Here is a 24,486-nt window from a genome sequence, read left to right as displayed (position 1 = left end):
CTACAAACCTATGATGAAGCACGTTGTACAGACTTTTCGGTCTGTACAAGTCTTGCGTCGAGGTTTGTGATGTCCGCATCCGTGATCGATAAGCCGAAACTGGGGATCAGCGCCTGCCTGCTGGGTGTTGAGGTGCGTTTCAATGGCGGCCATAAAGAGTCCCGCCTGTGCACCGAGGCACTGAGCGAATATTTCGATTTCATTCCCGCCTGCCCGGAAGTCGCCATCGGCATGGGCGTACCTCGCGAACCCATCCGGCTGGTCGGTGATCCCGAGCAGCCGCAGGCCATAGGCACCGTCAACAGTGACCTGAATGTCACTCAGGCGCTGGCCGATTACGGGCTGCACATGGCCACCCAACTGGACAATATCTGCGGCTACATCTTCATGCAGAAATCACCTTCCTGCGGCCTGGAACGGGTCAAGGTCTATCGCGAGAACGGTGCACCCGTCGACGGTGGGGGCCGGGGCATTTATGCACAGGCCTTCTGCGCCCGACACCCGGACCTGCCAGTGGAAGAAGACGGGAGGCTCAACGACCCCGTGCTCAGGGAAAATTTCGTCACGCGAGTCTTCGCCTATGCCGCCTGGCAGCAACTGTTGAAAGACGGTGTGTCGCGTCGTGCCCTGAGCGAATTTCACTCGCGCTACAAATACCAGCTCATGGCCAATGACCCGCAGCAATACAAGGCCCTGGGCAACAGGCTGGGCAGCATGGGACGCAGCGATCCGAACGAGATTGCTCCGCGCTATTTCAGAGACCTGATGGCGGCATTGAAAAAATGCGCCACACGCCGTACCCACACCAATGTCCTCCAGCACCTGAGCGGTTACCTCAAGCACAGCCTCGGCAGCGAAGACAAACAGGAAATCCAGCGGCTGATCACCCAATACCATCAGGGCATCGTGCCGCTGATCGTGCCCTTGACCCTGCTCAAGCATCACTTTCGTCAACACCCCGATCCGTATGTCGCGTTGCAGGTGTACATGCAGCCCCATCCGGAAAATCTAAGCCTGCGCAATGCGATCTGAACCATGAATGAGACACACCAAGAGGCACACCAGATAGATGACTGGCTGCCGATCCGCGAGGTTGCACGCCAGACCGGCGTCAACGCCGTCACCTTGCGAGCCTGGGAACGGCGTTACGGGCTGATCGTCCCTCACCGCACGGCCAAGGGACACCGGCTGTATACCCACGCGCATGTACAGCGAGTGATGAATATCCTGACCTGGCTCAACCGCGGCGTGTCGGTCAGCCAGGTCAAGGCCTTGATCGACGAGCCTCAGGCGGGAAATTTCACCCCCGGCAATGACTGGGATGCCCTGCGCCAGACGCTCTTGCAGGCTATTGGCGAGCTGGCCGAACGCCGGGTCGACGATGTCTTCAACCAGGCCATGTCGCTGTACCCGCCACGCACGTTCTGCGAGCAACTGCTGCTGCCATTGCTGGCCGAGCTGGAGAAACGCTGGCAAGGCAAGTTCGGGGCACAGATGGAGCGTGTGTTCTTTTACTCATGGCTGCGCAGCAAGCTCGGTGCACGTATCTACCACAACAACCGACAACTGAACGGCCAGCCATTGTTGCTGGTCAACCACTCCGACCTGCCCCTCGAGCCGCACTTATGGCTGGTGGCCTGGCTGGCCAGCAGTGCCGACTGCCCGGTGGAAGTCTTCGACTGGCCACTGCCGACCGGCGAACTGGCCCTGGCCGTGGAATACCTGAAACCGCGCGGTGTGCTGCTCTATTCCAGCAAGGCACTGAATATCGCCCAACTGCCCAGGCTGCTGGCCAATATTCCCTGCCCGACCGTTCTGAGCGGACCAACGGTACAGATCCACAACGCCGAGCTGCTCGTATGTGCTGACGAGGTCGCCGGACTGACCCTCGCTCATGACCCGCTCAGCGCCCAGATCGAGTTGAACAGACTCGGACTCATTTAAAGGACTTCCCATGCAACTGCTTTGGCTGCGTAGCGATTTGCGCGTTCATGACAATACCGCCCTGACGGCGGCCATGGAGCAGGGGCCCACACTGGCCGTGTTCCTGATCAGTCCGGGTCAATGGCTCCGGCATGACGATGCGGCCTGCAAGGTGGATTTCTGGCTGCGCAACCTGGTCGAGCTGGAAAAGGCTCTGGGTGAATTGAATGTCCCCTTGCTGATTCGTGAGGCCGACACATGGGACAAGGCTCCCGAGGTGTTGTTGCAGCTCTGCTCGGAGCATGCCGTGCAGTGCGTTCACGCCAACGAAGAGTACGGTATCAATGAAAGCCGTCGCGACCAGGCCGTGCAGCAGTCACTGGAAAGCACGGGTATCCGGTTTCACAACCATCTGGATCAACTGCTGTTCAGACCCGGCAGCATTCTGACCCGCACCGGCGGCTACTTTCAGGTGTTCAGCCAGTTTCGCAAGGTCTGTTATGCACGCCTGCATGAAGCGATGCCCCGCCTCGTTCGCATGCCCGATGCCCAACAACCGCTTTCGATCGGCAGTGATGCAGTACCAGGGCAGGCCGAAGGATTTGCCACGCCCTCGAACACCCTGCGCGAGCTGTGGCCTGCCGGGGAACACGAAGCCCGACAGCGTCTGGCCGAATTCAGCGACGAACAGATCCATTATTACCAGAGCGAGCGTGACTTCCCCGCCAAACCCGGTACCAGCCAGCTGTCGCCGTATCTGGCAGCCGGTGTGATCTCCCCACGCCAATGCCTGCATGCAGCCCTAATGGGCAATAACGGTGAATTTGAAACCGGTAATACCGGCACGGTGACATGGATCAACGAGTTACTGTGGCGAGAGTTCTACAAACATATTCTGGTCGGCTACCCCCGTGTATCGCGCCACCGCGCATTCCGGCCGGAGACCGAAGCCGTCAAATGGCGCAATGCCCCCGATGAGCTTGCCGCCTGGCAGGAAGCCAGGACCGGATTGCCCATCATTGATGCGGCCATGCGTCAGTTGCTGGAAACCGGGTGGATGCACAATCGGTTAAGGATGATCGTCGCCATGTTTCTGACCAAGAATCTGCTGATCGACTGGCGTGAAGGCGAACGCTTTTTCATGCGTCACCTGATCGATGGTGACCTGGCCGCCAATAATGGTGGCTGGCAATGGAGTTCTTCCACAGGAACCGATTCGGCCCCTTACTTCCGTATTTTCAATCCACTGGCGCAATCGGAAAAATTCGATCCCGAGGGGCGCTTCCTCAAGCACTGGCTTCCAGAGCTGAACACCCTTAACAAAAAGGAAGTGCATAACCCGGCCCTGGCCGGTGGCCTCTTCGGCGTCGCCAACTACCCCTCGCCCATTGTGGACCTGGGTAAAAGCCGAGCCCGGGCGCTGGCCGCGTTCAAGGCTCTGCCACACCGTCAGCCCGCATAGGCTTTGTGCCATGAGCAATTTTCTGCAGCGATTCGCCCACGAGTTCTCGACGCTCGATAAAGACAACCTTGAGCGAGTCGGCGAGCTGTATAGCCACGATGTGTCGTTTACCGACCCGCTGCACCATATCCAGGGCCTGGATGCCCTGCAGGGGTACTTCGCCCAGCTGTACAGCCATATCAGTGAGCTGCATTTCGATTTTCACCGTTTCGATGAGGTCCGTCCCGGAGAAGGCTATCTGGTCTGGACCATGAGTTATTCACACCCTCGACTGGCGCAAGGCCGAACGATCACGGTCGAGGGATGTTCACATCTGCGTTGGCACGAGAAGGTCTACTGGCACAGGGATTACTTCGATGCCGGCGCATTGCTCTACGAACACCTGCCCCTCATGGGGCGCATCATTGCTTGGCTGAAAAGGAGATTGGCATGAGCATTTCACACACCCGTCGTATCTGGCTGACAGGGGCCAGCAGCGGCATCGGCCTGGGACTGGCCAAAGAGCTGCTTGAAGCAGGTCATCATCTGGCCTTGACCGCCAGAACGCTCCCGCCTTTACAGGACCTGTCAGAGCGATACCCCGGACAGGTTCTCCTGATACCGGGCGACATTACCGACGGCCTGCAAGTGAAGGTCATGGGCGACCGTATCGACGAGGCATGGGGGCATCTCGATACCGCCATCCTCAATGCTGGCACCTGTGAATACATTGAAGCCAGGGACTTCGATGCAACGCTCGTCGAGCGGGTGATCCGCACCAACCTGCTGGCCACCAGTCTTTGCATTCAGGAGGCACTGCCCCTGCTGCGAAAAGGCAAGCGTCCTCATCTGGTGGGCGTGACCAGCGCCGTGACTTACCTGCCACTGCCCCGCGCCGAAGCCTACGGTGCGTCCAAGGCTGGCCTGCGTTATCTGTTTGAATCGTTGCGCCTGGATCTGGCTGGCGAAAACATTGATGTCACAATCGTCAGCCCCGGCTTTGTCGATACCCCCCTCACAGAAAAAAACGATTTCCCGATGCCCATGCGCTGGCCCGTGACCAGGGCGGCCCGGTATATCGCCCAAAAGATAAACGCACCGGGACGCCCTCTGGAAATTGCCTTCCCTCGCACCTTCATAACCAGTTTGCGCCTGCTGGCCCTGTTGCCTGCCCGCGCAAGGCTCGCCATGGGTAAATACATGGCCCGCACACACAGGGATGGAAAATGAAGATCGCGATCATCGGGAGCGGCATTTCAGGCCTGACCTGCGCTTATCTGCTCAACCGCTCGCATGAAATAACCCTGTTCGAGGCCTCGGACTGGATCGGGGGCCACACGCACACCGTCGATGTACAGGTCGACGGTCGCGACTACGCCATCGACACAGGTTTCATTGTCTTCAATGACTGGACCTATCCGAACTTCATACGCCTGCTCGGGCAATTGGGGGTTGCCTTCAAACCCGCCGAAATGAGTTTTTCGGTGCATGATCCGCGCACGGGCGTGGAGTACAACGGCAACACGCTCAACAGCCTGTTCGCCCAGCGCAGCAATCTGTTGTCGCCACGCTTCTGGGGCATGCTGCGGGACATTCTGCGTTTCAATCGCCAGGCTGTGGCCGATCTGGAAAACCGGCGCATTGCTGCCGACACGACGCTAGGCGAATACCTGAAAAACGGCGGTTACGGCCAGCGCTTCATTGATCATTACATCGTGCCCATGGGCGCCGCCATCTGGTCGATGTCCCTGGCAGACATGCTGGGTTTCCCGCTGCAATTCTTCGTTCGTTTCTTCAAGAACCATGGGCTGCTTTCGGTCAGTCACCGCCCACAGTGGTGCGTGATTGAAGGTGGGTCCAGAAGCTACGTTGCGCCTTTGACCGCCTCGTTCAAGGACCGCATCCGCCTGTCCTGCCCTGTCCATCGGGTCGAACGTGACCGCGAAGGCGTGACGCTGCATAGCGCGGCAGGCAGCGAGCGCTTCGACAAAGTCATCTTTGCCTGTCACAGCGACCAGGCATTGCAACTTCTCGCACAACCTTCACGCGCCGAGCAGGAAATCCTCGGAGCCCTGCGCTATGCCGAGAATGACGTGGTCCTGCACACGGACACACGTTTGCTGCCCACACGCTCTCTGGCCTGGGCCAGCTGGAATTACCGTCTCGGAGGCAGTACGCAACACCCCGCGGCCGTCACCTACAACATGAACATCCTGCAAGGAATCGAAAGCGACACCACCTTCTGCGTCAGCCTGAATCAGACCGATGCCATCGATCCGGACAGAATCCTTGGCCGCTATCGCTATGCGCACCCGCAATACAGCCTTGAGGCCGTTGCAGCCCAGGCTCGCTGGCCGAACATCAATGGCCTGGAAAACACCGGCTACTGCGGTGCCTACTGGGCCAACGGTTTCCATGAGGACGGCGTGGTCAGTGCCCTGCGGGTAGCCGAAACCCTGGGGGAAACCCTGTGAACAGTGCTCTCTACAGCGGCCGTATCACCCACCGGCGTTTTGCCCCGCGGGCGCATGCCTTCACCTACCGGATCGGCCTGCTTTATCTGGATCTGGATGAGCGGGAGGACGTGCTCAATCTGTCGCCGTTCAGTGGAGACAAGCGTTTCTCGCCCTTCTCGCTTAGGGAACACGACTACCTGCCCGACCTGACCAAACGTGGCGTTCCGCTCATCGAAGCCGTGCGTGAATACGTCGGCATCGCCTTGGGTCACATGCCATTGGGGAAGGTCTACCTGCTGACTCAGGCACGCAGTTGGGGGCTGTCCTTCAACCCGGTGAGTTTTTTCTACTGCCATGAGATCGACGGCACTCTGGCCGCCATTCTGTGTGAAGTCACCAATACCCCGTGGGGCGAGCGTTATCACTATGTCCTGCCGGCCACCGGTGAAGGTCACCAGCACTTTGCCGTGACCAAGGCCTTTCATGTCTCGCCCTTCCTGCCCCGCGACCTTGAGTACCGCATGAGTTTCAACCAGCCCGCCGAAAGGATTGGCGTGCATATGGCCGACTGGCAAGGTGAACTCAAGGTGTTCGATGCCACGCTCGACCTGCAACGCCAGCCCTTGAGTCGCCAGGCGCTGCACCGCTACCTGCTCGCCTATCCCTGGATGACCGCCAAGACCTGCCTGGCAATCTATTGGCAAGCCATGCGGCTGCTTTTCAAGCGCATACCGGTTTTCTCCCATCAGGACGCTGACGATGATTATCGTGTCGGCGCCGCGCAACCCAAGGATCGACGCCATGAAAAACATCAGCAGTAGTTTTTCTGCCAGTCTGGGGACTCACAACCTGACATCCGCACTTCTGCGTCGGGGTGTCCTGCATCAACTGGCCGGGTTGCGCAACGGCCAACTGGTGGTGAACGAAGGCAAGGAGCGCCATGTCTTCGGCAAGGCTGGCGCGCTGATTCAGGGGGAAATTCATGTCCGGGATTCTGCCGTCTGGGGCATGGTTGCCAGCCATGGCTCCATCGGTGCCGGCGAAGCCTTCATCCAGGGTTACTGGACCAGCCCGGACCTGACCGCCGTGGTCCGGGTCTTTGTCAGCAATCTCGATGTACTCGATGCCATGGAAGGCGGTATTGCCCGTCTGGCACGACCTCTGATCCACGGCCTGCACTGGCTCAATCGCAATACCCGCCAGGGCTCACGAAAAAACATCGCGGCTCATTACGACCTGGGCAATCAACTGTTCGAGCAGTTTCTCGACCCAACGATGATGTATTCCGCCGCACAGTTTCTGAACGAGAACGACAGCCTCGAGCAGGCACAGCGCAACAAGCTGGACCGCATCTGTCAGAAGCTGTCCCTCAAGCCCGAAGACCACCTGCTGGAGATCGGCACAGGCTGGGGCAGCATGGCCATCCATGCGGCACAGCATTACGGCTGCCGGGTCACGACCACGACACTGTCCAGAGAGCAGTTTGCCTATACCGAGCAGCGCCTGATTCAACTTGGCCTGCAGGATCGTGTCACGCTGCTGCTTGAGGATTACCGGGACCTGACGGGGCAATACGACAAACTGGTGTCCATTGAAATGATCGAAGCGGTGGGCCACCGGTTCCTGCCGACCTATTTCAAACAGTGCTCGCACTTACTGAAAAGCAACGGGCTGATGCTGTTGCAGGCCATTACGATTCGCGAACAACGCTATGAACAGGCCAGACGCAACGTGGACTTCATCCAGCGCTACATCTTCCCTGGCGGCGCACTCCCATCGGTCCACAAAATGCTGGAAATCGTCGGAAGCGACACCGACATGAACCTGCTGCACATGGAAGACTTCGGCCTGCATTACGCCCGGACACTGCGTCTGTGGCACGACAATTTTCGGAATGCCCACAGCTCGTTGCTGGATCTGGGGTATGACGAATACTTCCTGCGTCTCTGGGAATTCTATCTGTGCTATTGCGAAGGAGGATTTCTGGAGCGGACCATCGGCACGGCGCAGTTGCTGCTCGCCAAGCCAGACGCCTTGCGCGCACCGCTGCTTGGGCGCTTCGATGCCTGAAGACTGTTCGCGAGCCAGTTCGCACCTATACCAGCAGGGACGAACTCACTCGCGAAAGCGGGGTTTCAGAACGGCATCTTGTAATGCAGTGCATAGCTTTCTATCCCGTCGTTCGGCTCTTTGATGCCGGCGTTGGAATAGTGAGTGGCACGAATGCCGATCTCATGGCCGCCCGCAAAACGCAGACCGAAACCGATGCGGTCTTCAAAGTTGAAAGCCGAGCCCAGCTTGTTGTTTTCAACCTGGGTATTGGAGAACACGGAAACGCCAATCCCCGCCTCGATGTAGGGCTTCACACTCTGCCCGGCGAATTCATAAACAAGCACTGGCGAAAACGACAGGCTGTTATTGCTGGAGCTCTTATCGCCATCCCAGTAGGTGTAGGCTCCGTCCCAGTAGCCGGTCAGGCGTCCCACATCGCTTTTCAGCCAGCTTTTATCCCAGTCGAACTGCACACCCAGGCGATAGGTCATGGTTGATTCGCTGGTATGGCCTACCGAAAACTCTACCCCATCGGCCTGTGCCAGTGAGCTTTGCCCCGCAAGAACGGCCGAGAACGCGGCCGCACACAAGAGTCGCTTCATAAGAAACATCCATTTCGTATGTAGTTGTTAGAACGTGTTGGAAACTGGCGGACGCAGTATAGAAAGCAGCAACAAAGCGTTGGTTCAGCCCCCAGAAGCTTTTTTCACGATTTTTTTACAAACCCAAGCTTCGCACACTGCCAGAACTTTGCCATAGGCCTGGCAGAATTTTTTTGAAATCATTTGGACTGCCACTCGTCCAGTAGGACGTTTCGCCTCCCGGCTCCGTGGCCAAAAGATCGGACTGAGCCAGCAGACGCTGAAGCTGTCGGGCCACGGCAGCGCCGGTATCGATCAGGCTGATCGAGTCAGGAATCATCTGACGCAACAGGGGTTTGAGAAACGGATAGTGGGTACAGCCCAGAATAATGGTGTCGCACCCTTCGGCCAGCAAGGGTTCGACATAGCGCCAAAGCAGTTCACGAATGGCCGGACTGGCCAGATCACCGGTCTCGATCAGTTCGACCAACCCAGGGCACGGCTGGGTGATCACGCACACATCGCTGGCAAAACGGTCGAGCAAGGCCGCGAACTTGGCGCTTTGCAGCGTACCGGTCGTCGCCAGAACGCCCACGACTCCACTGCGCGTCGCGGCCGCTGCCGGTTTGACGGCGGGCTCCATGCCCACGATAGGCCAATCGGGATAACGCTGCCGGATCTGGACGACGCCCGCCGCTGTCGCCGTATTGCAGGCCAGCACCAGGGCCTTGGCGCCTTGCCCATGAAGGAAACCGGCAATCGCAAGGCAGCGTTCAATAATGAATGCAGGCGTCTTTTCGCCGTAGGGAATATGCCCACCGTCCGCGACATACAACAGGGACTCGTTGGGCAGAAGCTGGCGAATTTCGGTCAATACCGAAAGACCGCCCACACCGGAATCGAAGACACCGACGGGCGCAGTACGGCTATAGATCAGACCTGCGTCAGTCATGCCTGGAACCACACACACCACAAGCTGGATCACGCTTGACCTTCAACTCCCGGAAACGACTGCCCAAGGCATCGATCAATAACAGGCGACCGACCATCGGCTCGCCAAAACCGGCCAGCAGCTTCAGGGCTTCAAGGGCCTGCAGACTGCCCACCAGCCCGACCAGCGGGCCAATGACGCCGGCTTCACTGCACGTCAGTTCGGCTTCATGGCCGTGACCGTAAAGACAGTGATAGCAAGGGCTTTCGGCACGACGCGGATCGAAGACGGACAACTGGCCCTCGAGCCGGATCGCCGCGCCGCTGACCAGAGGTTTGCCTGCCGTAACGCACGCCGCATTCACGGCTTCGCGGGTTGAGAAGTTATCCGAGCAGTCGAGCACCAGATCCACCGCCTGCACGGCAGCCGTCAGCGAGTCGGCATCCAGGGCGGTACGGTGGGGAATCAGTGTCACTTCAGGGTTGATGGCCGCCAGACGGGCCATGGCCGAGTCGACCTTGGCCTGCCCGACGCTCTGGCTGTCATGAATGACCTGACGCTGCAGGTTGGTCAGGTCAACCGTGTCGAAGTCGGCCAGGTGCAGCTCACCGACACCTGCCGCTGCCAGATAGAGCGCCACCGGAGAGCCAAGACCGCCCAGGCCGACGATCAGCACACGGCTGTTTTTGAGCCGGATCTGCCCTTCTATATCGACGTGTTGCAGCAGAATCTGCCGACTGTAACGCAGCAGTTCCTGATCACTCAGCACGGCAGGCATCCGAAGGTGATGCGCTCATGTTCGCCCAGATCCCGGCGGGTCTGGACACGCTCGAAACCACGCACGGTCAGCAGGTTACGCACGGCCGCGCCCTGATCGTAACCGTGCTCGAGCAGCAACCAGCCACCACCGCGCAGGTGCGCTGGCGCCTGATCGATGATGGCCCGCAAGTCGTCCAGGCCATCGGTGCCCGCGACCAGCGCGCTGCTCGGCTCGAAACGGACATCGCCGGCCACCAGATGCGGATCGGCCGCCGCGATATAAGGCGGATTACTGATGATCAGGTCGAATTGCCGGCCTTCCAGCGCACTGAACCAGTGGCTGTTGAGCACCACGGCGTTGTCCAGTTGCAGGCGCTGTCGGTTGCGCTCGGCCAGGGCGACAGCCTCAAGCACACGGTCCACGGCGGTCACCTTCCAGAGATGACGCTCGTTGGCCAGCGCCAGGGCAATCGCCCCGCTCCCGGTGCCCAGGTCCAGCACCTCGGCACCGGCAAAGGCCGGAACCAGCTCCAGTGCCGCTTCCACCAGCATTTCGGTTTCAGGGCGTGGAATCAGTGTATGCGGCGCGACTTCCAGATCGAGTTTCCAGAAGCCTTGCTGGCCCAGGATATAAGCCACCGGCTCGCCGGTACGCCGGCGTTGCAGGTAGCCCGCGAACGCCAGCGCCGCTTCGGTACTGACAATACGCTCGGGCCAGGTATGCAGGAAGCTGCGCGGTTTACCCAGCGCAGCGGCCAGCAGTAACTCGGCATCGAGGCGTGCGGTTGGTGAATCTGGAAGCTCAGCGCTTCTTAACAAGCTGGCGATGATGGTCATTTACTCACCCAGTGCCGCAAGTTGATCAGCCTGATATTCAGCGAGTAGCGGCTCTATCACTGCATCGACCCCACCGGCCAGAACTTCATCCAGTGAATACAACGTCAGATTGACGCGATGATCCGTCACTCGCCCTTGAGGGAAGTTATAGGTACGAATACGTTCAGAGCGGTCGCCAGACCCCACCAGCAGCTTGCGCTCGCTGGCAATGGCATTGGCAGCCGCGCTGGTCTGCTGATCATTCAGTTTGGCAGACAACCAGGACATTGCCCGGGCTCTGTTCTTGTGTTGCGAACGTTCTTCCTGGCATTCCACGACAATACCCGACGGCAAGTGCGTAATGCGGATGGCCGAATCGGTCTTGTTGACGTGCTGACCACCGGCACCTGATGCGCGGTAGGTATCGATGCGCAAATCCGCCGGGTTGATCTCGATCGCCTGCTGTTCGTCAGGCTCGGGCAACACGGCCACGGTACAGGCCGACGTATGGATACGTCCCTGGGATTCGGTCTCGGGAACACGCTGGACGCGGTGCGCACCGGACTCGAACTTCAGCTTGCCGTAAACATTGTCGCCTTCGACCCTGGCAATGACCTCCTTGTAACCGCCATGCTCGCCTTCGTTCTCCGAAAGGATTTCCACGCGCCAGCCACGGCGCTCGGCATAGCGCGAATACATGCGGAACAGGTCACCGGCAAAAATCGCCGCCTCGTCGCCACCGGTACCCGCACGGATCTCCAGAAACACGTTGCGTCCGTCGTTGGGATCCTTGGGCAGCAGCATGCGTTGCAACTGCGATTCCAGCTCCGCCAGCTGCAACTTGGCCTCGCGCACCTCTTCGACAGCCATTTCCCGCATGTCCGGGTCGCTGTCCTTGAGCAGGGCCTGAGCACCGTCCAGATCGGCCATGACCTTGATGCGCTGCCTGTAAGTCTCGATGACCGGCTCCACTTCGGCGTATTCACGGGAATAGGCACGAAATTTCGTCTGGTCGCTGATCACTTCCGCATCGCCAAGCAGCGCGGTCAATTCTTCAAAACGGTCGCTGAGCACATCCAGCTTATTGAGCAGTGAAGCTTTCATTGCGAAGGTTTATCCGTCGAGCCCCCACCGAGGGCAAAAAGTTCCTGGGCCATGGCCAGCGCATCGACGCGACCTTCGGCAGACAGCTTTTTAAGCTGAACGCTTGGAGCGTGCAGCAGTTTGTTGGTCAGGCCACGTGCCAGATGAATCAAGACTTCCTCGGCATTACTGCCGTTGGCCAGCATACGCTGCGCCTTGCTCAGCTCTTCGTCGCGCAGCTTTTCGCTTTGCTGACGATAGGCCCGCAATACATCGACCGCAGCCAGCTCACGCAGGCGCGACATGAAATCCTCGGCGCCCACGTTGACCAGTTGTTCGGCCGCCAGTGCAGCGCCCTGGCGGCTCTTGAGGTTTTCGGCCACCACCTCATGCAAATCGTCGACGCTGTAGAGGTAAACGTCGTCCAGTTCGCCGACTTCAGGCTCGATATCGCGGGGCACCGCAATATCCACCATGAAGATCGGCTTGTGCTTGCGCAGTTTCAGGGCGCTTTCCACCGCACCCTTGCCCAGAATCGGCAACTGGCTGGCCGTGGAGCTGATCACGATATCGCTATTGACCAGCTCTGCCGGAATATCCGAGAGCAATACCGCATGAGCACCGAACTCGGCGGCCAGGATACTCGCACGCTCAAGGGTCCGGTTGGCGACCACGATACGCTTGACGCCCAGGTCGCGCAGGTGCCGGGCAACCAGCGTAATGGTTTCACCCGCCCCGATCAGCAATGCCTGACTGCGCTGCAGATCGCTGAAGATCTGTTTCGCCAGACTGACGGCGGCAAACGCCACCGAAACCGGGTTTTCCCCGATGGCCGTGTCCGTACGCACCTGCTTGGCGGCACTGAACGTGGCCTGAAACAGACGGCCCAGCAACGGCCCGACAGTGCCGGCCTCACGGGCAACGGCATAGGCGGATTTCATCTGCCCGAGAATCTGCGGCTCTCCCAGTACCAGAGAGTCCAGCCCCGAAGCCACGCGCATCATGTGACGCACGGCGGCATCGTCTTCATGTATGTAGGCGCTGGCGCGCAGTTCATCCAGGCTCAGGTGGTGATAATCCGCCAGCCACGCCAGAATACTGTCAGCTGCGAGCTGGTCATGCTCGATGTACAACTCGCTTCGATTACACGTCGAGAGAATCGCGGCTTCGCGACTGCTGGTAAGACGGCATAGCTGCTGCAAGGCCTCGACCAACTGTTCTGGCGTAAATGCCACGCGCTCACGAACGTCTACCGAAGCAGTCTTATGGTTAATACCAAGTGCAAGGAAGGCCATTCAGGGTCGCTGGTGGTGACGTGAAGCCAGCAATTGTCCTACTTCGATAAGCTCAGAACAACCACTGCATATTATTGTCCCACTAGAATCGCTCGTTACCGCCCCCGTATCGGGGCTGGCAACGTCGCTGGAACCGCTGTTGCAGTAGTTTTTCCACCGGTGGTGGGTTTTGCCGACAGCCTTGTGTCATGATGCTCCAAACCGCAGGTAAGCCACCTTTCTTATATATGACTAGATCCTCCGCGTTGCTCCTCGCCCTCGTCTTCCTTGGCGGCTGCCAGTCCATGGCGACCGATGACATTCAGCCCGTACCGGCCTCGAAAGACGTCACTCCCGCGCCTGAAACCAAGCCGCTGGTCTATGGCTCGTTCACCCAGGACACCCTGGTCAGCCTGCTGAGCGCCGAACTGGCCGGCCAACGCAATCGTTTCGACATTGCGCTGGACAACTACGTGACCCAGGCCGTCAAGACCCAGGACCCGGGCGTTTCCGAGCGGGCCTACCGCATTGCCGAGTACCTGGGTGCCGACCAGGCCGCGCTGGATACGGCCATGATCTGGGCCAGGAACGACCCGGGCAACCTGGAAGCGCAGAGGGCATCGGCGATCCAGCTGGCACGCGCCGGTCGCTACGACGATTCCATGATGTATATGGAGAAGGTCTTGCAAGGCCAGGGCGATACGCATTTCGACTTCCTGGCGCTTTCTGCGGCTGAAACCGACACCGACACCCGCAACGCCCTGCTCAAGAGCTTTGAGCGGCTGCTGGGCAAATACCCGAACAACGGCCAGCTGATTTTCGGCAAGGCATTGTTGCTGCAACAGAACGGTGACTCCGAGCAGTCGCTCAAGCTGCTGGAGGACAACCCGCCCAAGGAAGGCGAAATTGCGCCGATCCTGCTGCGAACCCGCCTGCTGCAAGGCATGGGACGTGGCAAGGAGGCCCTGCCGATCCTGGAAAAAAGCCTCAAGAAATACCCGGAAGACAAACGTCTGCGCCTGACTTACGCCCGCATGCTGGTGGAGCAGAACCGCATGGAGGACGCCAAGGTGCAGTTCTCCAACCTTCTGAAACAGTACCCCGATGACGACGAGCTGCGTTTCTCGCTGGCGCTGGTCTGCCTGGAAGCCAAGGCCTGGGACGAAGCGGCCGGGTATCTGGAAGAACTGGTGGAACGAGGCGCGCATGTGGATTCCGCGCACCTGAACCTGGGACGCATCCACGAAGAGCGCAATGACCCGCAAAGCGCCCTGGCCGAATATGAACAGGTCGGCCCCGGTACGGATTTCCTGTCGGCGCAGTTGCGTCAGAGCGATATTCTGATGAGCAACGGCAATGCGGCAGAGGCCTCCCGACGCCTCGCAGAAGCCCGTGACATGCAGCCGGACTACGCCATCCAGCTCTATCTGATCGAAGCCGAAACCCTGACCAGCAACAACCAGCCCGATCGCGGCTGGCAAGTGCTGAATCAGGCGCTCAAGCAGTTCCCCGACGATGTGAACCTGCTCTATACGCGCTCGATGCTGGCCGAAAAGCGCAACGATCTGGCCCAGATGGAAAAAGACCTGCGAGCGATCATCAAGCGCGAGCCGGACAACGCCATGGCCCTCAATGCCCTGGGTTACACGCTCTCCGATCGCACGACCCGCTATGCCGAAGCCAAGGAACTGATCGAGAAGGCTCACAGCCTGAACCCCGAAGACCCTGCCGTGCTCGACAGCCTGGGCTGGGTGAATTATCGCCTGGGCAACCTGGATGAAGCCGAACGCCTGCTGCGGCTGGCACTCGAACGCTTCCCCGATCACGAAGTCGCCGCACACCTGGGCGAAGTGCTCTGGGCCAAGGGTGAGCAGCGTGAAGCCCGCAAAGTCTGGGAAAAAGCCCTTGAACAGCAACCCGACAGCCCCATCCTGCGCAGCACTTTGCTGCGCCTGACCGGATCAGAGAACCTTTGACGTCATGTTTTTGCGCCACGTAATCGTATTCAGCCTCATCGCCCTGCTGACCGGCTGTGCCGGCCTCACCTCCCGAGAAGCCCTGCAAGGCAAGGGCGACCCCGCGCAATGGCGCGAACACAAACAACACTTGAGCAGCCTCGATGGCTGGCAGATCAACGGCAAGGTCGGCATACGCGCCCCTCGGGACTCGGGCAGCGGCACCTTGTTCTGGCTGCAACGCCAGGACTACTACGACATCCGTCTCTCCGGCCCGCTGGGACGCGGTGCAGCCCGCCTGACCGGTCGCCCCGGAGGCGTGACGCTGGAGGTCGCCAATCAAGGCCGCTATGAAGCCAGCACGCCCGAAACCCTGCTGCAGGACCAGTTAGGCTGGAAGCTGCCGGTTTCGCACCTCGTCTGGTGGGTGCGCGGCCTTCCCGCTCCCGACAGCAAGAGCCGCCTGACCCTGGATGACGACAGCCGCATGGCCAGCCTCGAGCAGGATGGCTGGCAGGTGGAATACCTCAGCTACGCCGAGCAGAACGGTTACTGGCTGCCCGAACGCATCAAGCTGCACGGGCAGGATCTGGACGTCACGCTGGTCATCAAGGACTGGCAACCTCGCAAGCTGGGACAATGAATATGACAACCTCACGCTTGACCCTGCCTGCACCGGCCAAATTGAACCTGATGCTGCACATCCTCGGTCGCCGCCCTGACGGCTATCACCAACTGGAAACGATCTTTCAGTTTCTCGACTACGGCGACGAACTCAGTTTCGCCGTTCGCGAGGACGGTGAAATCCGCCTGCAAACCGACATTCCCGGCGTTCCTCACGAAAGCAACCTGATCGTGAAAGCGGCACGCGCACTGCAACAACAGTCCAGCTGCACGCTGGGCATGGATATCTGGCTGGAAAAACGTCTGCCCATGGGCGGAGGAATCGGAGGCGGCAGTTCCGATGCCGCAACAACCCTGCTCGCCCTGAATCACCTGTGGAATCTCGGCTGGGACGAAGATCGCCTGGCGGCTCTGGGGCTGACACTGGGGGCCGATGTCCCGGTTTTCGTGCGTGGACGCGCCGCATTTGCTGAAGGCGTCGGAGAAATCCTGACCCCCGTAACCCTCGAAGAACCGTGGTATTTGGTGCTTGTGCCGCAAGTATCTGTAAGTACAGCAGAAATTTTTTCAGATCCACTGTTGACACGTGACACTCCTCCCATTAAAGTGCGCCCCGTTCCCAAGGGAAACAGTCAAAACGACTGTAGAGCGGTTGTAGAGAGGCGTTACCCAGATGTACGTAACGCTTTGAATTTGCTAGGTAATTTTACCGAAGCAAAATTAACCGGAACTGGAAGTTGTGTGTTTGGGGCCTTCCCAAACGAAGCTGAAGCTGATAAAGTTTCGGCCCTTCTTACAGAGACCCTTACAGGGTTCGTAGCAAAAGGAAGCAACGTTTCGATGTTGCATCGCAAGCTACAAATTCTGTGAAAAAGGAATTGAGTGCTGGGCACTCAGATTGATCCACTACAGGGGCGTCGCCAAGCGGTAAGGCAGCAGGTTTTGATCCTGCCATGCGTTGGTTCGAATCCAGCCGCCCCTGCCATTTTCTATACTCATCCAGGCATACCCTCAGCCTTCAGGTACTGCGCGTGTCCAAGATGATGGTCTTTACGGGGAACGCTAACCCCGATCTGGCTCGGCGTGTAGTACGTCAGCTGCATATCCCACTGGGTGATGTCTCCGTCGGTAAATTCTCCGACGGTGAGATCAGCACTGAGATCAATGAAAACGTCCGCGGTAAAGACGTCTTCATTATTCAGCCGACTTGCGCTCCGACTAACGATAACCTGATGGAACTCGTCGTGATGGCTGATGCCTTCCGCCGTTCCTCAGCGTCCCGAATCACTGCTGTGATTCCTTACTTTGGTTATGCCCGTCAGGATCGCCGTCCGCGTTCCGCACGTGTGGCCATCAGCGCGAAAGTCGTCGCTGACATGCTGACCGTGGTGGGTATCGATCGTGTTCTAACGGTTGATCTCCATGCTGACCAGATACAAGGTTTCTTCGATATTCCGGTAGATAACATCTACGGCTCCCCTGTACTGGTGGATGACATCGAAGACCAGCGCTTTGAAAACCTGATGATCGTTTCCCCGGATATCGGTGGCGTCGTGCGTGCACGTGCCGTTGCCAAATCCCTGGGTGTCGATCTCGGGATCATCGACAAACGCCGTGAGAAAGCCAATCACTCCGAAGTGATGCATATCATCGGTGATGTCGAAGGCCGCACCTGTATTCTGGTTGACGACATGGTCGATACCGCCGGCACCCTGTGCCACGCGGCCAAGGCCCTGAAAGAGCACGGCGCTGCCAAGGTTTTTGCCTACTGCACACACCCTGTGCTGTCGGGTCGGGCGATCGAAAACATTGAAAATTCCGTGCTGGACGAACTGGTGGTGAGCAACACCATCCCGTTGTCCGCTGCTGCACAAGCCTGTAGCCGTATCCGTCAACTGGATATCGCACCGGTAGTCGCTGAAGCGGTTCGCCGTATCAGCAACGAAGAATCGATCAGCGCGATGTTCCGCTAAGGGTTATCCCTTCGCGTTCATCTCGTCGACGAAAAGCGCCCCGCCCTGGCATTCGGTCAGGGCGGGGCTTTTTTGCCCATATCGCCTTGGCGCTGGTCGCAAACGCCACTGCGAGCATGGTTATCCTGGAGAAACAAAATGAATGATTTCACTCTGAATGCTGAACTGCGTTCCGACCTGGGGAAAGGTGCGAGCCGCCGCCTGCGTCGTATCGCTAGCCTGGTTCCAGCTGTTGTCTACGGTGCTGAAAAAGCTCCTGAGTCCATCAGCGTCCTGGCAAAAGAAATTTCCAAACTGCTGGAAAACGAAGCTGCTTTCAGCCACGTTATCGAACTGAACGTCGGTGGCACCAAGCAGAACGTCGTGATCAAGGCTCTGCAACGTCACCCGGCCAAAGGCCACGTGATGCACGCTGACTTCGTACGCGTTGTTGCCGGTCAGAAACTGACCGCTGTCGTACCTGTTCACTTCATCAACGAAGAAGCAGCCATCAAGAAAGGCGGCGAAATCTCGCACACTACTTCTGAAGTAGAAGTGTCCTGCCTGCCTAAGGACCTGCCTGAGTTCATCGAAGTTGACCTGGCCAAGGCTGTCGTCGGCACCATCGTTCACCTGTCCGACCTGAAAGCGCCTAAAGGCGTTGAGTTCGTCGCACTGGCGCACGGTAACGACCTGGCTGTTGCCAACGTTCACGCTCCACGCGTAGCACCGGAAGAAGGCGCTGCCGAGTAATTCATTACTCGATAACGTCGGAGTTGCTCAGGAAAAATCGCGAGCGATAGCAGGCAAGGCGGGCGAGATCGCGGAGTTTACATCATGGTAAATGAGCACTTTTCGCCCACATCTGCCGCTTTCGCAAGCGGTGTTATCCACAACTCCAAGGAAGAGCCCCTGTCGTGACCGCCATAAAACTGATCGTTGGCCTGGGAAACCCTGGCACAGAATACGAACAGACCCGGCATAACGCAGGGGCTCTTTTCGTTGAGCGTATTGCTGCGGCGCAACGAGTCAACCTCGTTCCCGAGCGCAAATTCTTTGGCCTGACCGGGCGTTTTACACATCAGGGTCAGGACGTTCGTCTGCTGATTCCTACCACCTACATGAACCGCAGCGGCCAGGCTGTAGCAGCACTCGCCGGCTTCTATCGCATTGCGGTCGACTCCATTCTGGTAGCGCACGACGAACTCGATCTGCCTCCCGGCGTTGCCAAACTGAAAGTGGGCGGCGGGCATGGCGGTCATAACGGCCTGCGCGACATCATTGCGCAGCTCGGCAATCAGAACACTTTTCATCGCCTGCGGCTCGGTATCGGCCACCCGGGCGATGCCAGCAAGGTATCCGGTTTTGTCCTGGGTCGAGCGCCGCGCGCCGAACAGGAAAAACTGGACGCCAGTATCGACTTTGCCCTCGGCGTGCTGCCGGATATCTTCGCCGGTGAATGGAACCGGGCGATGAAAAACCTGCACAGCCAGAAGGCCTGACACCACTCGAGGGGAAACACCATGGGATTCAACTGCGGCATCGTCGGCCTGCCTAACGTCGGCAAGTCCACCCTGTTCAACGCCCTGACCAAATCCGGCATTGCGGCAGAGAACTTTCCCTTCTGCACGATCGAACCCAACACCGGCATCGTGCCGATGCCCGACCCACGCCTGGACGCCCTGGCGGCCATCGTCAAGCCGGAGCGCGTACTGCCGACGACCATGGAATTCGTCGACATCGCCGGTCTGGTTGCCGGTGCCTCCAAAGGTGAAGGCCTGGGTAACAAGTTTCTGGCCAACATTCGTGAGACCGATGCCATCGCCCACGTGGTTCGTTGCTTTGAAGACGAGAACGTCATTCACGTTTCCAACAGCGTCGATCCCAAGCGCGACATCGAAATCATCGACCTCGAGCTGATCTTTGCCGACCTCGACAGCTGCGAGAAACAACTGCAGAAAGTCGCTCGCAACGCCAAAGGCGGTGACAAGGATGCCGTGGCCCAGAAGGCCGTGCTGGAAAAACTCATCCCTCACTTCACCGAAGGCAAACCGGCACGCAGCCTGATGAAAGGCATGAGCGCCGACGAGAAGCTGGTGATCCGCGGTTTCCACCTGCTGACCAGCAAGCCGGTGATGTACATCGCCAACGTGGCCGAAGACGGTTTCGAGAACAACCCTTACCTGGACGTCGTTCTGGCCATTGCCGAAGAAGAAGGCGCGATCGTCGTACCGGTCTGCAACAAGATCGAAGCCGAGATCGCCGAGCTTGAAGAAGGCGAAGAAAAAGACATGTTCCTCGAGGCCCTGGGCCTTGAAGAGCCGGGTCTGAACCGCGTGATCCGCGCAGGCTATGAACTGCTCAACCTGCAAACCTACTTCACCGCCGGTGTGAAGGAAGTCCGCGCCTGGACCGTTCGCGTCGGTGCAACTGCCCCACAATCCGCGGCCGTTATCCACACCGACTTCGAGAAAGGCTTCATCCGCGCCGAAGTCATCGCCTACGAAGACTTCATTCAGTTCAAGGGCGAAGCCGGTGCCAAGGAGGCCGGTAAATGGCGTCTGGAAGGCAAGGAATACATCGTGAAAGATGGCGACGTGATGCACTTCCGCTTCAACGTCTGATATTTACCGTGGATTTCCACGGACGCTGATCCCACAAAGCCCCCGCAATCGCCAGTCGATTCGGGGGTTTTGCATTCAAGCCCTCGCCTCAAACCATCTGGATGCAAGTTCACGATGGCACTCCCAGACAACAGTGTCTCTCCCGAGCAAGACCCTCCCTCTCCATCCCCATAGATTCCAGGTGCACGGAGCAAATAGCTCTCCAGCTCAAAAATCCAACAATAGAGCCAGCACTCATGAAGACCTTGCTTTGCAGCACTCTGGGACTGTTCGCCTTTACCACCGGGATTTCAACCAAAGCCGCGGATGGCCCGCCCCCTCCTTCCGTCAACCAGCCATCCGGCATCAATCTGGGAGGCACCAGTTTCTATGATGGTTTTGCAGGCCCTCCCGGCCTCAGCCATCTGGTTTATCTGAAGCACAACAGCGCCACATCATTCAGAAACAAGAACGGTCACGACAATAACGCCTTCGATACACCCCGGCTCAATGTCACCACCCTGCTGAATCAGCTCAGTTATTACTCACCACAAACGATCGGTGCCAATGCCCACCTTGGCTGGAGCCTTATCATTCCCATCGTTTTTCTGGATGGCGATTTTGGCGATGCCGGGACCAGGCTCAAGGATAACGCCACAGGGCTTGGCGATATTGTCACGGGCCCGCAGGTCCAGTTCGATCCCGTCATCGGCGATGGAGGTCGCCCCGTTTTCGTTCAGCGTTTTGCCCTGGACTTCATTCTGCCCACCGGCCGGTACGACGAGCACAAGGACCTCAACCAAGGCTCCAACTTCTACTCGTTCAACCCTTACTGGGCAGCCACCTGGATGCCAGTCCCTCGCTGGGAGATGAGCTGGCGTCTGCATTACCTGTACAACTTCAGAAACGACGATCCCGCAAGCAGTTCAGCTCAGTTCTTTGAAGGACAACCGGTTCGTAATACCCAGGCAGGAGAGGCCGCCTGGTCCAACTTCACACTGTCCTATGAAGTGGTTCCGAACGTGTCGGCAGGCCTGAACGGTTATTTCTTCAAACAACTGGAGGATGACCGGGTCAATGGCCACAGGCTGGAAGACTCTCGTGAAAAAGTGCTCGGCATAGGCCCCGGACTGTTCTGGAAGATCAGCAAGGATCAAGGATTCTGGCTCAACCTTTATCACGAAACCGATGTCGAGAATCGTGCCCGCAACGACTTCTCCGTCCAGGTGCGCTTTGCGCACGTACTTTGAACCGGTGGTGACACGATCATGAATGCACTGCAAACCGTCGATAGCCGGAAAACACTTTTCGCCATCTGCACGATGATGGTGGTTTCCTTGGGCACCCTGCAAATCCAGCCCCTTCTTGGAGGCGCTTTCGTAGATCAACTGGGCATTCCACTGAATGCCATCGGAACAATTTTCGCCGCAGAACTGACCGCGATGGCCGTTGCCTGCGGCTTCGGAGCACTGCTGATGCCTCGGGTCAACAGACGCCGATTCGTGTGGCTGGCTCTGGCGGCAATGGTGCTTGGCAATCTGGCAAGCACCCAGGCCAGCAACTGGCAGACGCTGACAGCCTGTCGGCTGGTCTGTGGCCTCAGTGGTGGTGCAGTCATGGCTTGCGTCTATGCCACAGCAGCCCTGCGCACCTCCAAGGATGCCAGCTTCGCAATGATCAACGTGGGCAACCTGCTCTGGGGCATCGTGCTGGTTTCGTTCACGCCATTCATTCTCGCTCTTGCAGGTATTCCAGGCGTATTTCTCGTACTGAGTCTCGCAAGCGCCATTGCCCTGCTCGGTTGTCAGCGCATTCCTCCCCGTTTCACAGAACAGACCGGACAGTCCCATACCAGCACAGCACCGCTTACTCTGACGGCCGTTCTGCTGATATCACTTTTCGCCCTGCTGTTCTTCGGACACTCAGCGCTATGGATCTATCAGGAACGTATCGGCAAAAGTATAGGCCTGGAGCCACAACAGATAGGAGCCATTCTGGGGGCCAGTATTCTTGCCGGAGCGTTGGGAGCGGGACTGGCCGGCATCATTAAACGCAAGATCGGCTTGCTGGCTCCTCAACTGATCAGCTTCGGAGCAGCCCTCGCAGCCACGCTGGTCATGGTGTATGGCAATAGCCCTCTGGCATTCGCCATCACTGCCGGCCTGATTCATCTGGTATGGTTTTTCAGTCTTCCCTATCTGTTGTCCATGAGCGCTGAACTGGACCCCAGCGGTCGTCTTGCCGGCTTAGGCAATGCAGCCATTTTCGTCGGTCAGGGAGCAGGCCCGTTCGGGGCTGCGCTGGTGGTGGGAGAAGGTAATTTCAGAGCCGTAGGATGGCTGGCTGCCGCCACTTACATTCTGGCGCTGATGATTGCCTGCATCGTCGTGGCCCGCTTTCGCCAGAACTCCCGTCCCAGACACTCCAAACCAGCATCTCCCCCAGCCTGAACGATCATTTGCCACTTTTGCTTACACTTATAAATGAACCCAGTCGTACATTTATATTGATCCACTTGCCGCCCACGGTTATAAATGTACTCGCGTGACCACTTATAGGAAGCCAATATGACGACCCTCTTTCCTGCGACACCCGAATTTTCAGGCGCGCTTTATCGCCCTAGCCGTCTGGAAGCCGAAGTTGTAGACCTTGAGATAGAAGGCACCCTGCCAACTAGCATCTGCGGGGCCTTTTATCAGGTTTCTCCAGACCCACAGTTTCCTCCGATGCTGGAACAAGACATTTTCTTCAATGGTGATGGCCTGGTCAGTGCCTTCTTTTTCAAGGATGGCAAAGTCTCCCTACGACGCCGTTATGTGAAAACAGCCCGTCTCATGGCGCAGCGGCGTGAGGGACGTTCGCTCAACGGCATCTACCGTAATGCGTATACCAATGACCCACTGGCGGCAGCCGATAACACCACGGCCAATACCACGGTGCTCAAACACAACGGCATCCTGTTGGCCATGAAAGAGGACGCGCTGCCTTATGCCATGGATCCGGATACGCTGGAGACTCTCGGCGTACATGACTGGAACGGCCAGATCAAATCCACCAGTTTCACCGCACATCCCAAGATCGATGCCGCCACAGGCAACCTCCTGGCTTTCAGCTATGAAGCCAAGGGAGATGGCTCTCCGGACATGGCGTATTTCGAGATAGGGCCAGATGGTCAGTTACTGCACGAAATCTGGTTCCAGGCGCCCTATGCCGCCATGGTTCATGACTTTGCCGTAACCGAAAACCATGTTGTCTTCCCGATCATTCCACTCAAGGTAGATCTGGAGCGCATGAAACGTGGCGGCCAGCATTTCCAGTGGGACCCGGAGCAGGCGCAGTTGTTCGCCGTTCTGCCACGCCATGGCAAAGCCAGTGATGTTCGCTGGTTCAAAGGCCCTGCGAATGCCTTTCAGGGGCACACCCTCAATGCGTTTGAGGAAGGTCGCCTGATTCATCTGGACATGCCGGTCACCAGCGGGAATGTCTTCTACTTCTTTCCTCAGGAAGACGGCTTCATTCCGTCTCCCGAAAGCCTGTCGTCCAGTCTATTCCGCTGGACCTTCAACCTTGACTCTCAAAACGATCAGGTCGAACCGCAGCCACTGAACGATTACCCCTGCGAATTCCCTCGCGTCGACGATCGCTACGTGGGGCGCCCTTATGAACATGGCTTCGTCATCGCCTTCGATCCGACCCGGCCTTATAGGGCCGAAAATGGACCGATGCCGTTCCAGTTCTTCAATCTGCTGACTCATTTCAACCTGAAGACCGGGGCCAGTGACAGCTGGTTTGCAGGTGACAGCGAATGCTTTCAGGAACCCATCTTCGTTCCCCGCTCGGCAGACGCCCCCGAAGGCGATGGCTATGTAATTGCACTCCTTAATCACATCGCAGACTATGCCAGCGAACTGGTAGTGCTCGACTCCAGAGATATGGCCTCGGGTCCTGTGGCCAGGGTGAAAATCCCCTTTCGCATGCGCATGTCGCTACATGGTTCCTGGGCTCCGGCCGTGTAAATGATGTGAAAGCCATCATG

The 24,486-nt window shown here is 58.3% G+C and carries 24 protein-coding genes and 1 tRNA gene; 19 read left to right on the top strand and 6 right to left on the bottom strand.

Annotation, left to right across the window (positions count from 1 at the left end; translation table 11 throughout):
* The first annotated feature begins 69 nt into the window (after positions 1–69).
* Genes ACIPY9_RS00400 through ACIPY9_RS00365 form a run of 8 tightly spaced genes read left to right on the top strand, consistent with a single transcriptional unit; the run spans position 70 to position 7,890 of the window.
* A complete protein-coding gene (locus tag ACIPY9_RS00400; RefSeq protein WP_400696186.1) occupies positions 70–1,032 on the top strand; it encodes a YbgA family protein in 963 nt (320 codons plus the stop codon).
* A gap of 3 nt (positions 1,033–1,035) precedes the next feature.
* On the top strand, positions 1,036–1,944 hold the full coding sequence (locus ACIPY9_RS00395) for a MerR family transcriptional regulator (RefSeq protein WP_400696184.1): 909 nt from the start codon (positions 1,036–1,038) through the stop codon (positions 1,942–1,944).
* A gap of 10 nt (positions 1,945–1,954) precedes the next feature.
* Entirely contained in the window at positions 1,955–3,385 is a 1,431-nt protein-coding gene (gene phrB / locus ACIPY9_RS00390) for a deoxyribodipyrimidine photo-lyase (protein WP_400696182.1), read from the top strand.
* Positions 3,386–3,395: 10 nt separating this feature from the next.
* Complete coding sequence (locus ACIPY9_RS00385; RefSeq protein WP_400696181.1) at positions 3,396–3,818, top strand: nuclear transport factor 2 family protein; 423 nt, start codon at positions 3,396–3,398, stop codon at positions 3,816–3,818.
* Positions 3,815–4,594, top strand: a complete 780-nt coding sequence (locus ACIPY9_RS00380) for an SDR family NAD(P)-dependent oxidoreductase (protein WP_400696179.1) — start codon at positions 3,815–3,817, stop codon at positions 4,592–4,594. Before ACIPY9_RS00385 ends, ACIPY9_RS00380 begins: the two co-directional genes overlap by 4 nt.
* On the top strand, positions 4,591–5,838 hold the full coding sequence (locus ACIPY9_RS00375; RefSeq protein ID WP_400696178.1) for an NAD(P)/FAD-dependent oxidoreductase: 1,248 nt from the start codon (positions 4,591–4,593) through the stop codon (positions 5,836–5,838). The genes ACIPY9_RS00380 and ACIPY9_RS00375 overlap by 4 nt, the downstream gene beginning before the upstream one ends.
* Entirely contained in the window at positions 5,835–6,641 is an 807-nt protein-coding gene (locus tag ACIPY9_RS00370; protein ID WP_400696176.1) for a DUF1365 domain-containing protein, read from the top strand. Before ACIPY9_RS00375 ends, ACIPY9_RS00370 begins: the two co-directional genes overlap by 4 nt.
* Positions 6,622–7,890, top strand: coding sequence for a class I SAM-dependent methyltransferase (locus ACIPY9_RS00365; RefSeq protein ID WP_400696175.1), 1,269 nt, complete (start codon positions 6,622–6,624; stop codon positions 7,888–7,890). The genes ACIPY9_RS00370 and ACIPY9_RS00365 overlap by 20 nt, the downstream gene beginning before the upstream one ends.
* A gap of 65 nt (positions 7,891–7,955) precedes the next feature.
* On the opposite strand, the gene ACIPY9_RS00360 is transcribed toward ACIPY9_RS00365, so the two are convergent.
* The 6 genes from ACIPY9_RS00360 to hemA all read right to left on the bottom strand — a co-directional run bounded on the left by ACIPY9_RS00360 (position 7,956) and on the right by hemA (position 13,337).
* The gene (locus ACIPY9_RS00360) at positions 7,956–8,474 is read right to left on the bottom strand and encodes an acyloxyacyl hydrolase (protein ID WP_400696173.1); all 519 of its coding nucleotides are present in this window, start codon (positions 8,472–8,474) and stop codon (positions 7,956–7,958) included.
* 115 nt (positions 8,475–8,589) lie between these two features.
* Positions 8,590–9,405, bottom strand: coding sequence for a glutamate racemase (gene murI, locus ACIPY9_RS00355; RefSeq protein ID WP_400696171.1), 816 nt, complete (start codon positions 9,403–9,405; stop codon positions 8,590–8,592).
* Entirely contained in the window at positions 9,398–10,153 is a 756-nt protein-coding gene (locus tag ACIPY9_RS00350) for a molybdopterin-synthase adenylyltransferase MoeB (RefSeq protein ID WP_400696169.1), read from the bottom strand. The genes murI and ACIPY9_RS00350 overlap by 8 nt, the downstream gene beginning before the upstream one ends.
* Positions 10,147–10,980, bottom strand: a complete 834-nt coding sequence (prmC, locus tag ACIPY9_RS00345) for a peptide chain release factor N(5)-glutamine methyltransferase (RefSeq protein ID WP_400696168.1) — start codon at positions 10,978–10,980, stop codon at positions 10,147–10,149. The genes ACIPY9_RS00350 and prmC overlap by 7 nt, the downstream gene beginning before the upstream one ends.
* Positions 10,981–12,063 carry a peptide chain release factor 1 gene (gene prfA / locus ACIPY9_RS00340; protein ID WP_400696166.1) on the bottom strand — a complete coding sequence of 361 codons (1,083 nt, stop codon included), beginning with the start codon at positions 12,061–12,063 and terminating at the stop codon, positions 10,981–10,983.
* Positions 12,060–13,337, bottom strand: coding sequence for a glutamyl-tRNA reductase (gene hemA, locus ACIPY9_RS00335; RefSeq protein WP_400696164.1), 1,278 nt, complete (start codon positions 13,335–13,337; stop codon positions 12,060–12,062). Before hemA ends, prfA begins: the two co-directional genes overlap by 4 nt.
* A gap of 227 nt (positions 13,338–13,564) precedes the next feature.
* Here hemA and ACIPY9_RS00330 point away from each other — a divergent pair, with 227 nt between their 5' ends.
* The 11 genes from ACIPY9_RS00330 (at position 13,565) to ACIPY9_RS00280 (ending at position 24,466) form a co-directional block, all read left to right on the top strand.
* Positions 13,565–15,292: a tetratricopeptide repeat protein gene (locus ACIPY9_RS00330; protein WP_400696163.1), complete on the top strand. Its 1,728-nt coding sequence runs from the start codon at positions 13,565–13,567 to the stop codon at positions 15,290–15,292.
* 4 nt (positions 15,293–15,296) lie between these two features.
* Positions 15,297–15,914 (top strand): lipoprotein insertase outer membrane protein LolB, encoded by a 618-nt coding sequence (lolB, locus tag ACIPY9_RS00325; RefSeq protein ID WP_400696161.1) that lies wholly within the window; start codon positions 15,297–15,299, stop codon positions 15,912–15,914.
* Positions 15,915–15,916: 2 nt separating this feature from the next.
* Positions 15,917–16,765: a 4-(cytidine 5'-diphospho)-2-C-methyl-D-erythritol kinase gene (gene ispE / locus ACIPY9_RS00320; protein WP_400696159.1), complete on the top strand. Its 849-nt coding sequence runs from the start codon at positions 15,917–15,919 to the stop codon at positions 16,763–16,765.
* Positions 16,766–16,805: 40 nt separating this feature from the next.
* Positions 16,806–16,880: transfer RNA gene (locus ACIPY9_RS00315), tRNA-Gln, on the top strand.
* 46 nt (positions 16,881–16,926) lie between these two features.
* Complete coding sequence (locus ACIPY9_RS00310) at positions 16,927–17,868, top strand: ribose-phosphate pyrophosphokinase (RefSeq protein ID WP_025258597.1); 942 nt, start codon at positions 16,927–16,929, stop codon at positions 17,866–17,868.
* A 138-nt stretch (positions 17,869–18,006) separates the two neighbouring features.
* Positions 18,007–18,600: a 50S ribosomal protein L25/general stress protein Ctc gene (locus ACIPY9_RS00305; RefSeq protein ID WP_400696157.1), complete on the top strand. Its 594-nt coding sequence runs from the start codon at positions 18,007–18,009 to the stop codon at positions 18,598–18,600.
* A 164-nt stretch (positions 18,601–18,764) separates the two neighbouring features.
* Positions 18,765–19,349: an aminoacyl-tRNA hydrolase gene (gene pth / locus ACIPY9_RS00300; protein ID WP_400696156.1), complete on the top strand. Its 585-nt coding sequence runs from the start codon at positions 18,765–18,767 to the stop codon at positions 19,347–19,349.
* A 21-nt stretch (positions 19,350–19,370) separates the two neighbouring features.
* Positions 19,371–20,471 carry a redox-regulated ATPase YchF gene (gene ychF / locus ACIPY9_RS00295; protein ID WP_400696155.1) on the top strand — a complete coding sequence of 367 codons (1,101 nt, stop codon included), beginning with the start codon at positions 19,371–19,373 and terminating at the stop codon, positions 20,469–20,471.
* A 236-nt stretch (positions 20,472–20,707) separates the two neighbouring features.
* Entirely contained in the window at positions 20,708–21,700 is a 993-nt protein-coding gene (locus ACIPY9_RS00290; RefSeq protein ID WP_400696153.1) for a transporter, read from the top strand.
* Between the two features lie 18 nt (positions 21,701–21,718).
* Entirely contained in the window at positions 21,719–22,900 is a 1,182-nt protein-coding gene (locus ACIPY9_RS00285; protein WP_400696152.1) for an MFS transporter, read from the top strand.
* A 117-nt stretch (positions 22,901–23,017) separates the two neighbouring features.
* Entirely contained in the window at positions 23,018–24,466 is a 1,449-nt protein-coding gene (locus ACIPY9_RS00280; RefSeq protein ID WP_400696151.1) for a carotenoid oxygenase family protein, read from the top strand.
* Positions 24,467–24,486: the final 20 nt, after the last annotated feature.

It is taken from the genome of Pseudomonas sp. NPDC089734 (assembly GCF_044748865.1).
In the GTDB taxonomy this organism is placed as follows: Bacteria; Pseudomonadota; Gammaproteobacteria; order Pseudomonadales; family Pseudomonadaceae; genus Aquipseudomonas.
This window is presented reverse-complemented; position numbering and strand designations above follow the sequence as displayed.

Excerpts from the sequence above, each read along its gene's own strand:
- ACIPY9_RS00400 (WP_400696186.1), top strand. The coding sequence starts at position 70 with ATGTCCGCATCCGTGATCGATAAGCCGAAACTGGGGATCAGCGCCTGC.
- ACIPY9_RS00395 (WP_400696184.1), top strand. The coding sequence starts at position 1,036 with ATGAATGAGACACACCAAGAGGCACACCAGATAGATGACTGGCTGCCG.
- phrB (WP_400696182.1), top strand. The coding sequence starts at position 1,955 with ATGCAACTGCTTTGGCTGCGTAGCGATTTGCGCGTTCATGACAATACC.
- ACIPY9_RS00385 (WP_400696181.1), top strand. The coding sequence starts at position 3,396 with ATGAGCAATTTTCTGCAGCGATTCGCCCACGAGTTCTCGACGCTCGAT.
- ACIPY9_RS00380 (WP_400696179.1), top strand. The coding sequence starts at position 3,815 with ATGAGCATTTCACACACCCGTCGTATCTGGCTGACAGGGGCCAGCAGC.
- ACIPY9_RS00375 (WP_400696178.1), top strand. The coding sequence starts at position 4,591 with ATGAAGATCGCGATCATCGGGAGCGGCATTTCAGGCCTGACCTGCGCT.
- ACIPY9_RS00365 (WP_400696175.1), top strand. The coding sequence starts at position 6,622 with ATGAAAAACATCAGCAGTAGTTTTTCTGCCAGTCTGGGGACTCACAAC.
- ACIPY9_RS00360 (WP_400696173.1), bottom strand. The coding sequence starts at position 8,474 with ATGAAGCGACTCTTGTGTGCGGCCGCGTTCTCGGCCGTTCTTGCGGGG.
- murI (WP_400696171.1), bottom strand. The coding sequence starts at position 9,405 with ATGACTGACGCAGGTCTGATCTATAGCCGTACTGCGCCCGTCGGTGTC.
- prmC (WP_400696168.1), bottom strand. The coding sequence starts at position 10,980 with ATGACCATCATCGCCAGCTTGTTAAGAAGCGCTGAGCTTCCAGATTCA.
- prfA (WP_400696166.1), bottom strand. The coding sequence starts at position 12,063 with ATGAAAGCTTCACTGCTCAATAAGCTGGATGTGCTCAGCGACCGTTTT.
- hemA (WP_400696164.1), bottom strand. The coding sequence starts at position 13,337 with ATGGCCTTCCTTGCACTTGGTATTAACCATAAGACTGCTTCGGTAGAC.
- ACIPY9_RS00330 (WP_400696163.1), top strand. The coding sequence starts at position 13,565 with ATGACTAGATCCTCCGCGTTGCTCCTCGCCCTCGTCTTCCTTGGCGGC.
- lolB (WP_400696161.1), top strand. The coding sequence starts at position 15,297 with ATGTTTTTGCGCCACGTAATCGTATTCAGCCTCATCGCCCTGCTGACC.
- ispE (WP_400696159.1), top strand. The coding sequence starts at position 15,917 with ATGACAACCTCACGCTTGACCCTGCCTGCACCGGCCAAATTGAACCTG.
- ACIPY9_RS00305 (WP_400696157.1), top strand. The coding sequence starts at position 18,007 with ATGAATGATTTCACTCTGAATGCTGAACTGCGTTCCGACCTGGGGAAA.
- ychF (WP_400696155.1), top strand. The coding sequence starts at position 19,371 with ATGGGATTCAACTGCGGCATCGTCGGCCTGCCTAACGTCGGCAAGTCC.
- ACIPY9_RS00290 (WP_400696153.1), top strand. The coding sequence starts at position 20,708 with ATGAAGACCTTGCTTTGCAGCACTCTGGGACTGTTCGCCTTTACCACC.
- ACIPY9_RS00285 (WP_400696152.1), top strand. The coding sequence starts at position 21,719 with ATGAATGCACTGCAAACCGTCGATAGCCGGAAAACACTTTTCGCCATC.
- ACIPY9_RS00280 (WP_400696151.1), top strand. The coding sequence starts at position 23,018 with ATGACGACCCTCTTTCCTGCGACACCCGAATTTTCAGGCGCGCTTTAT.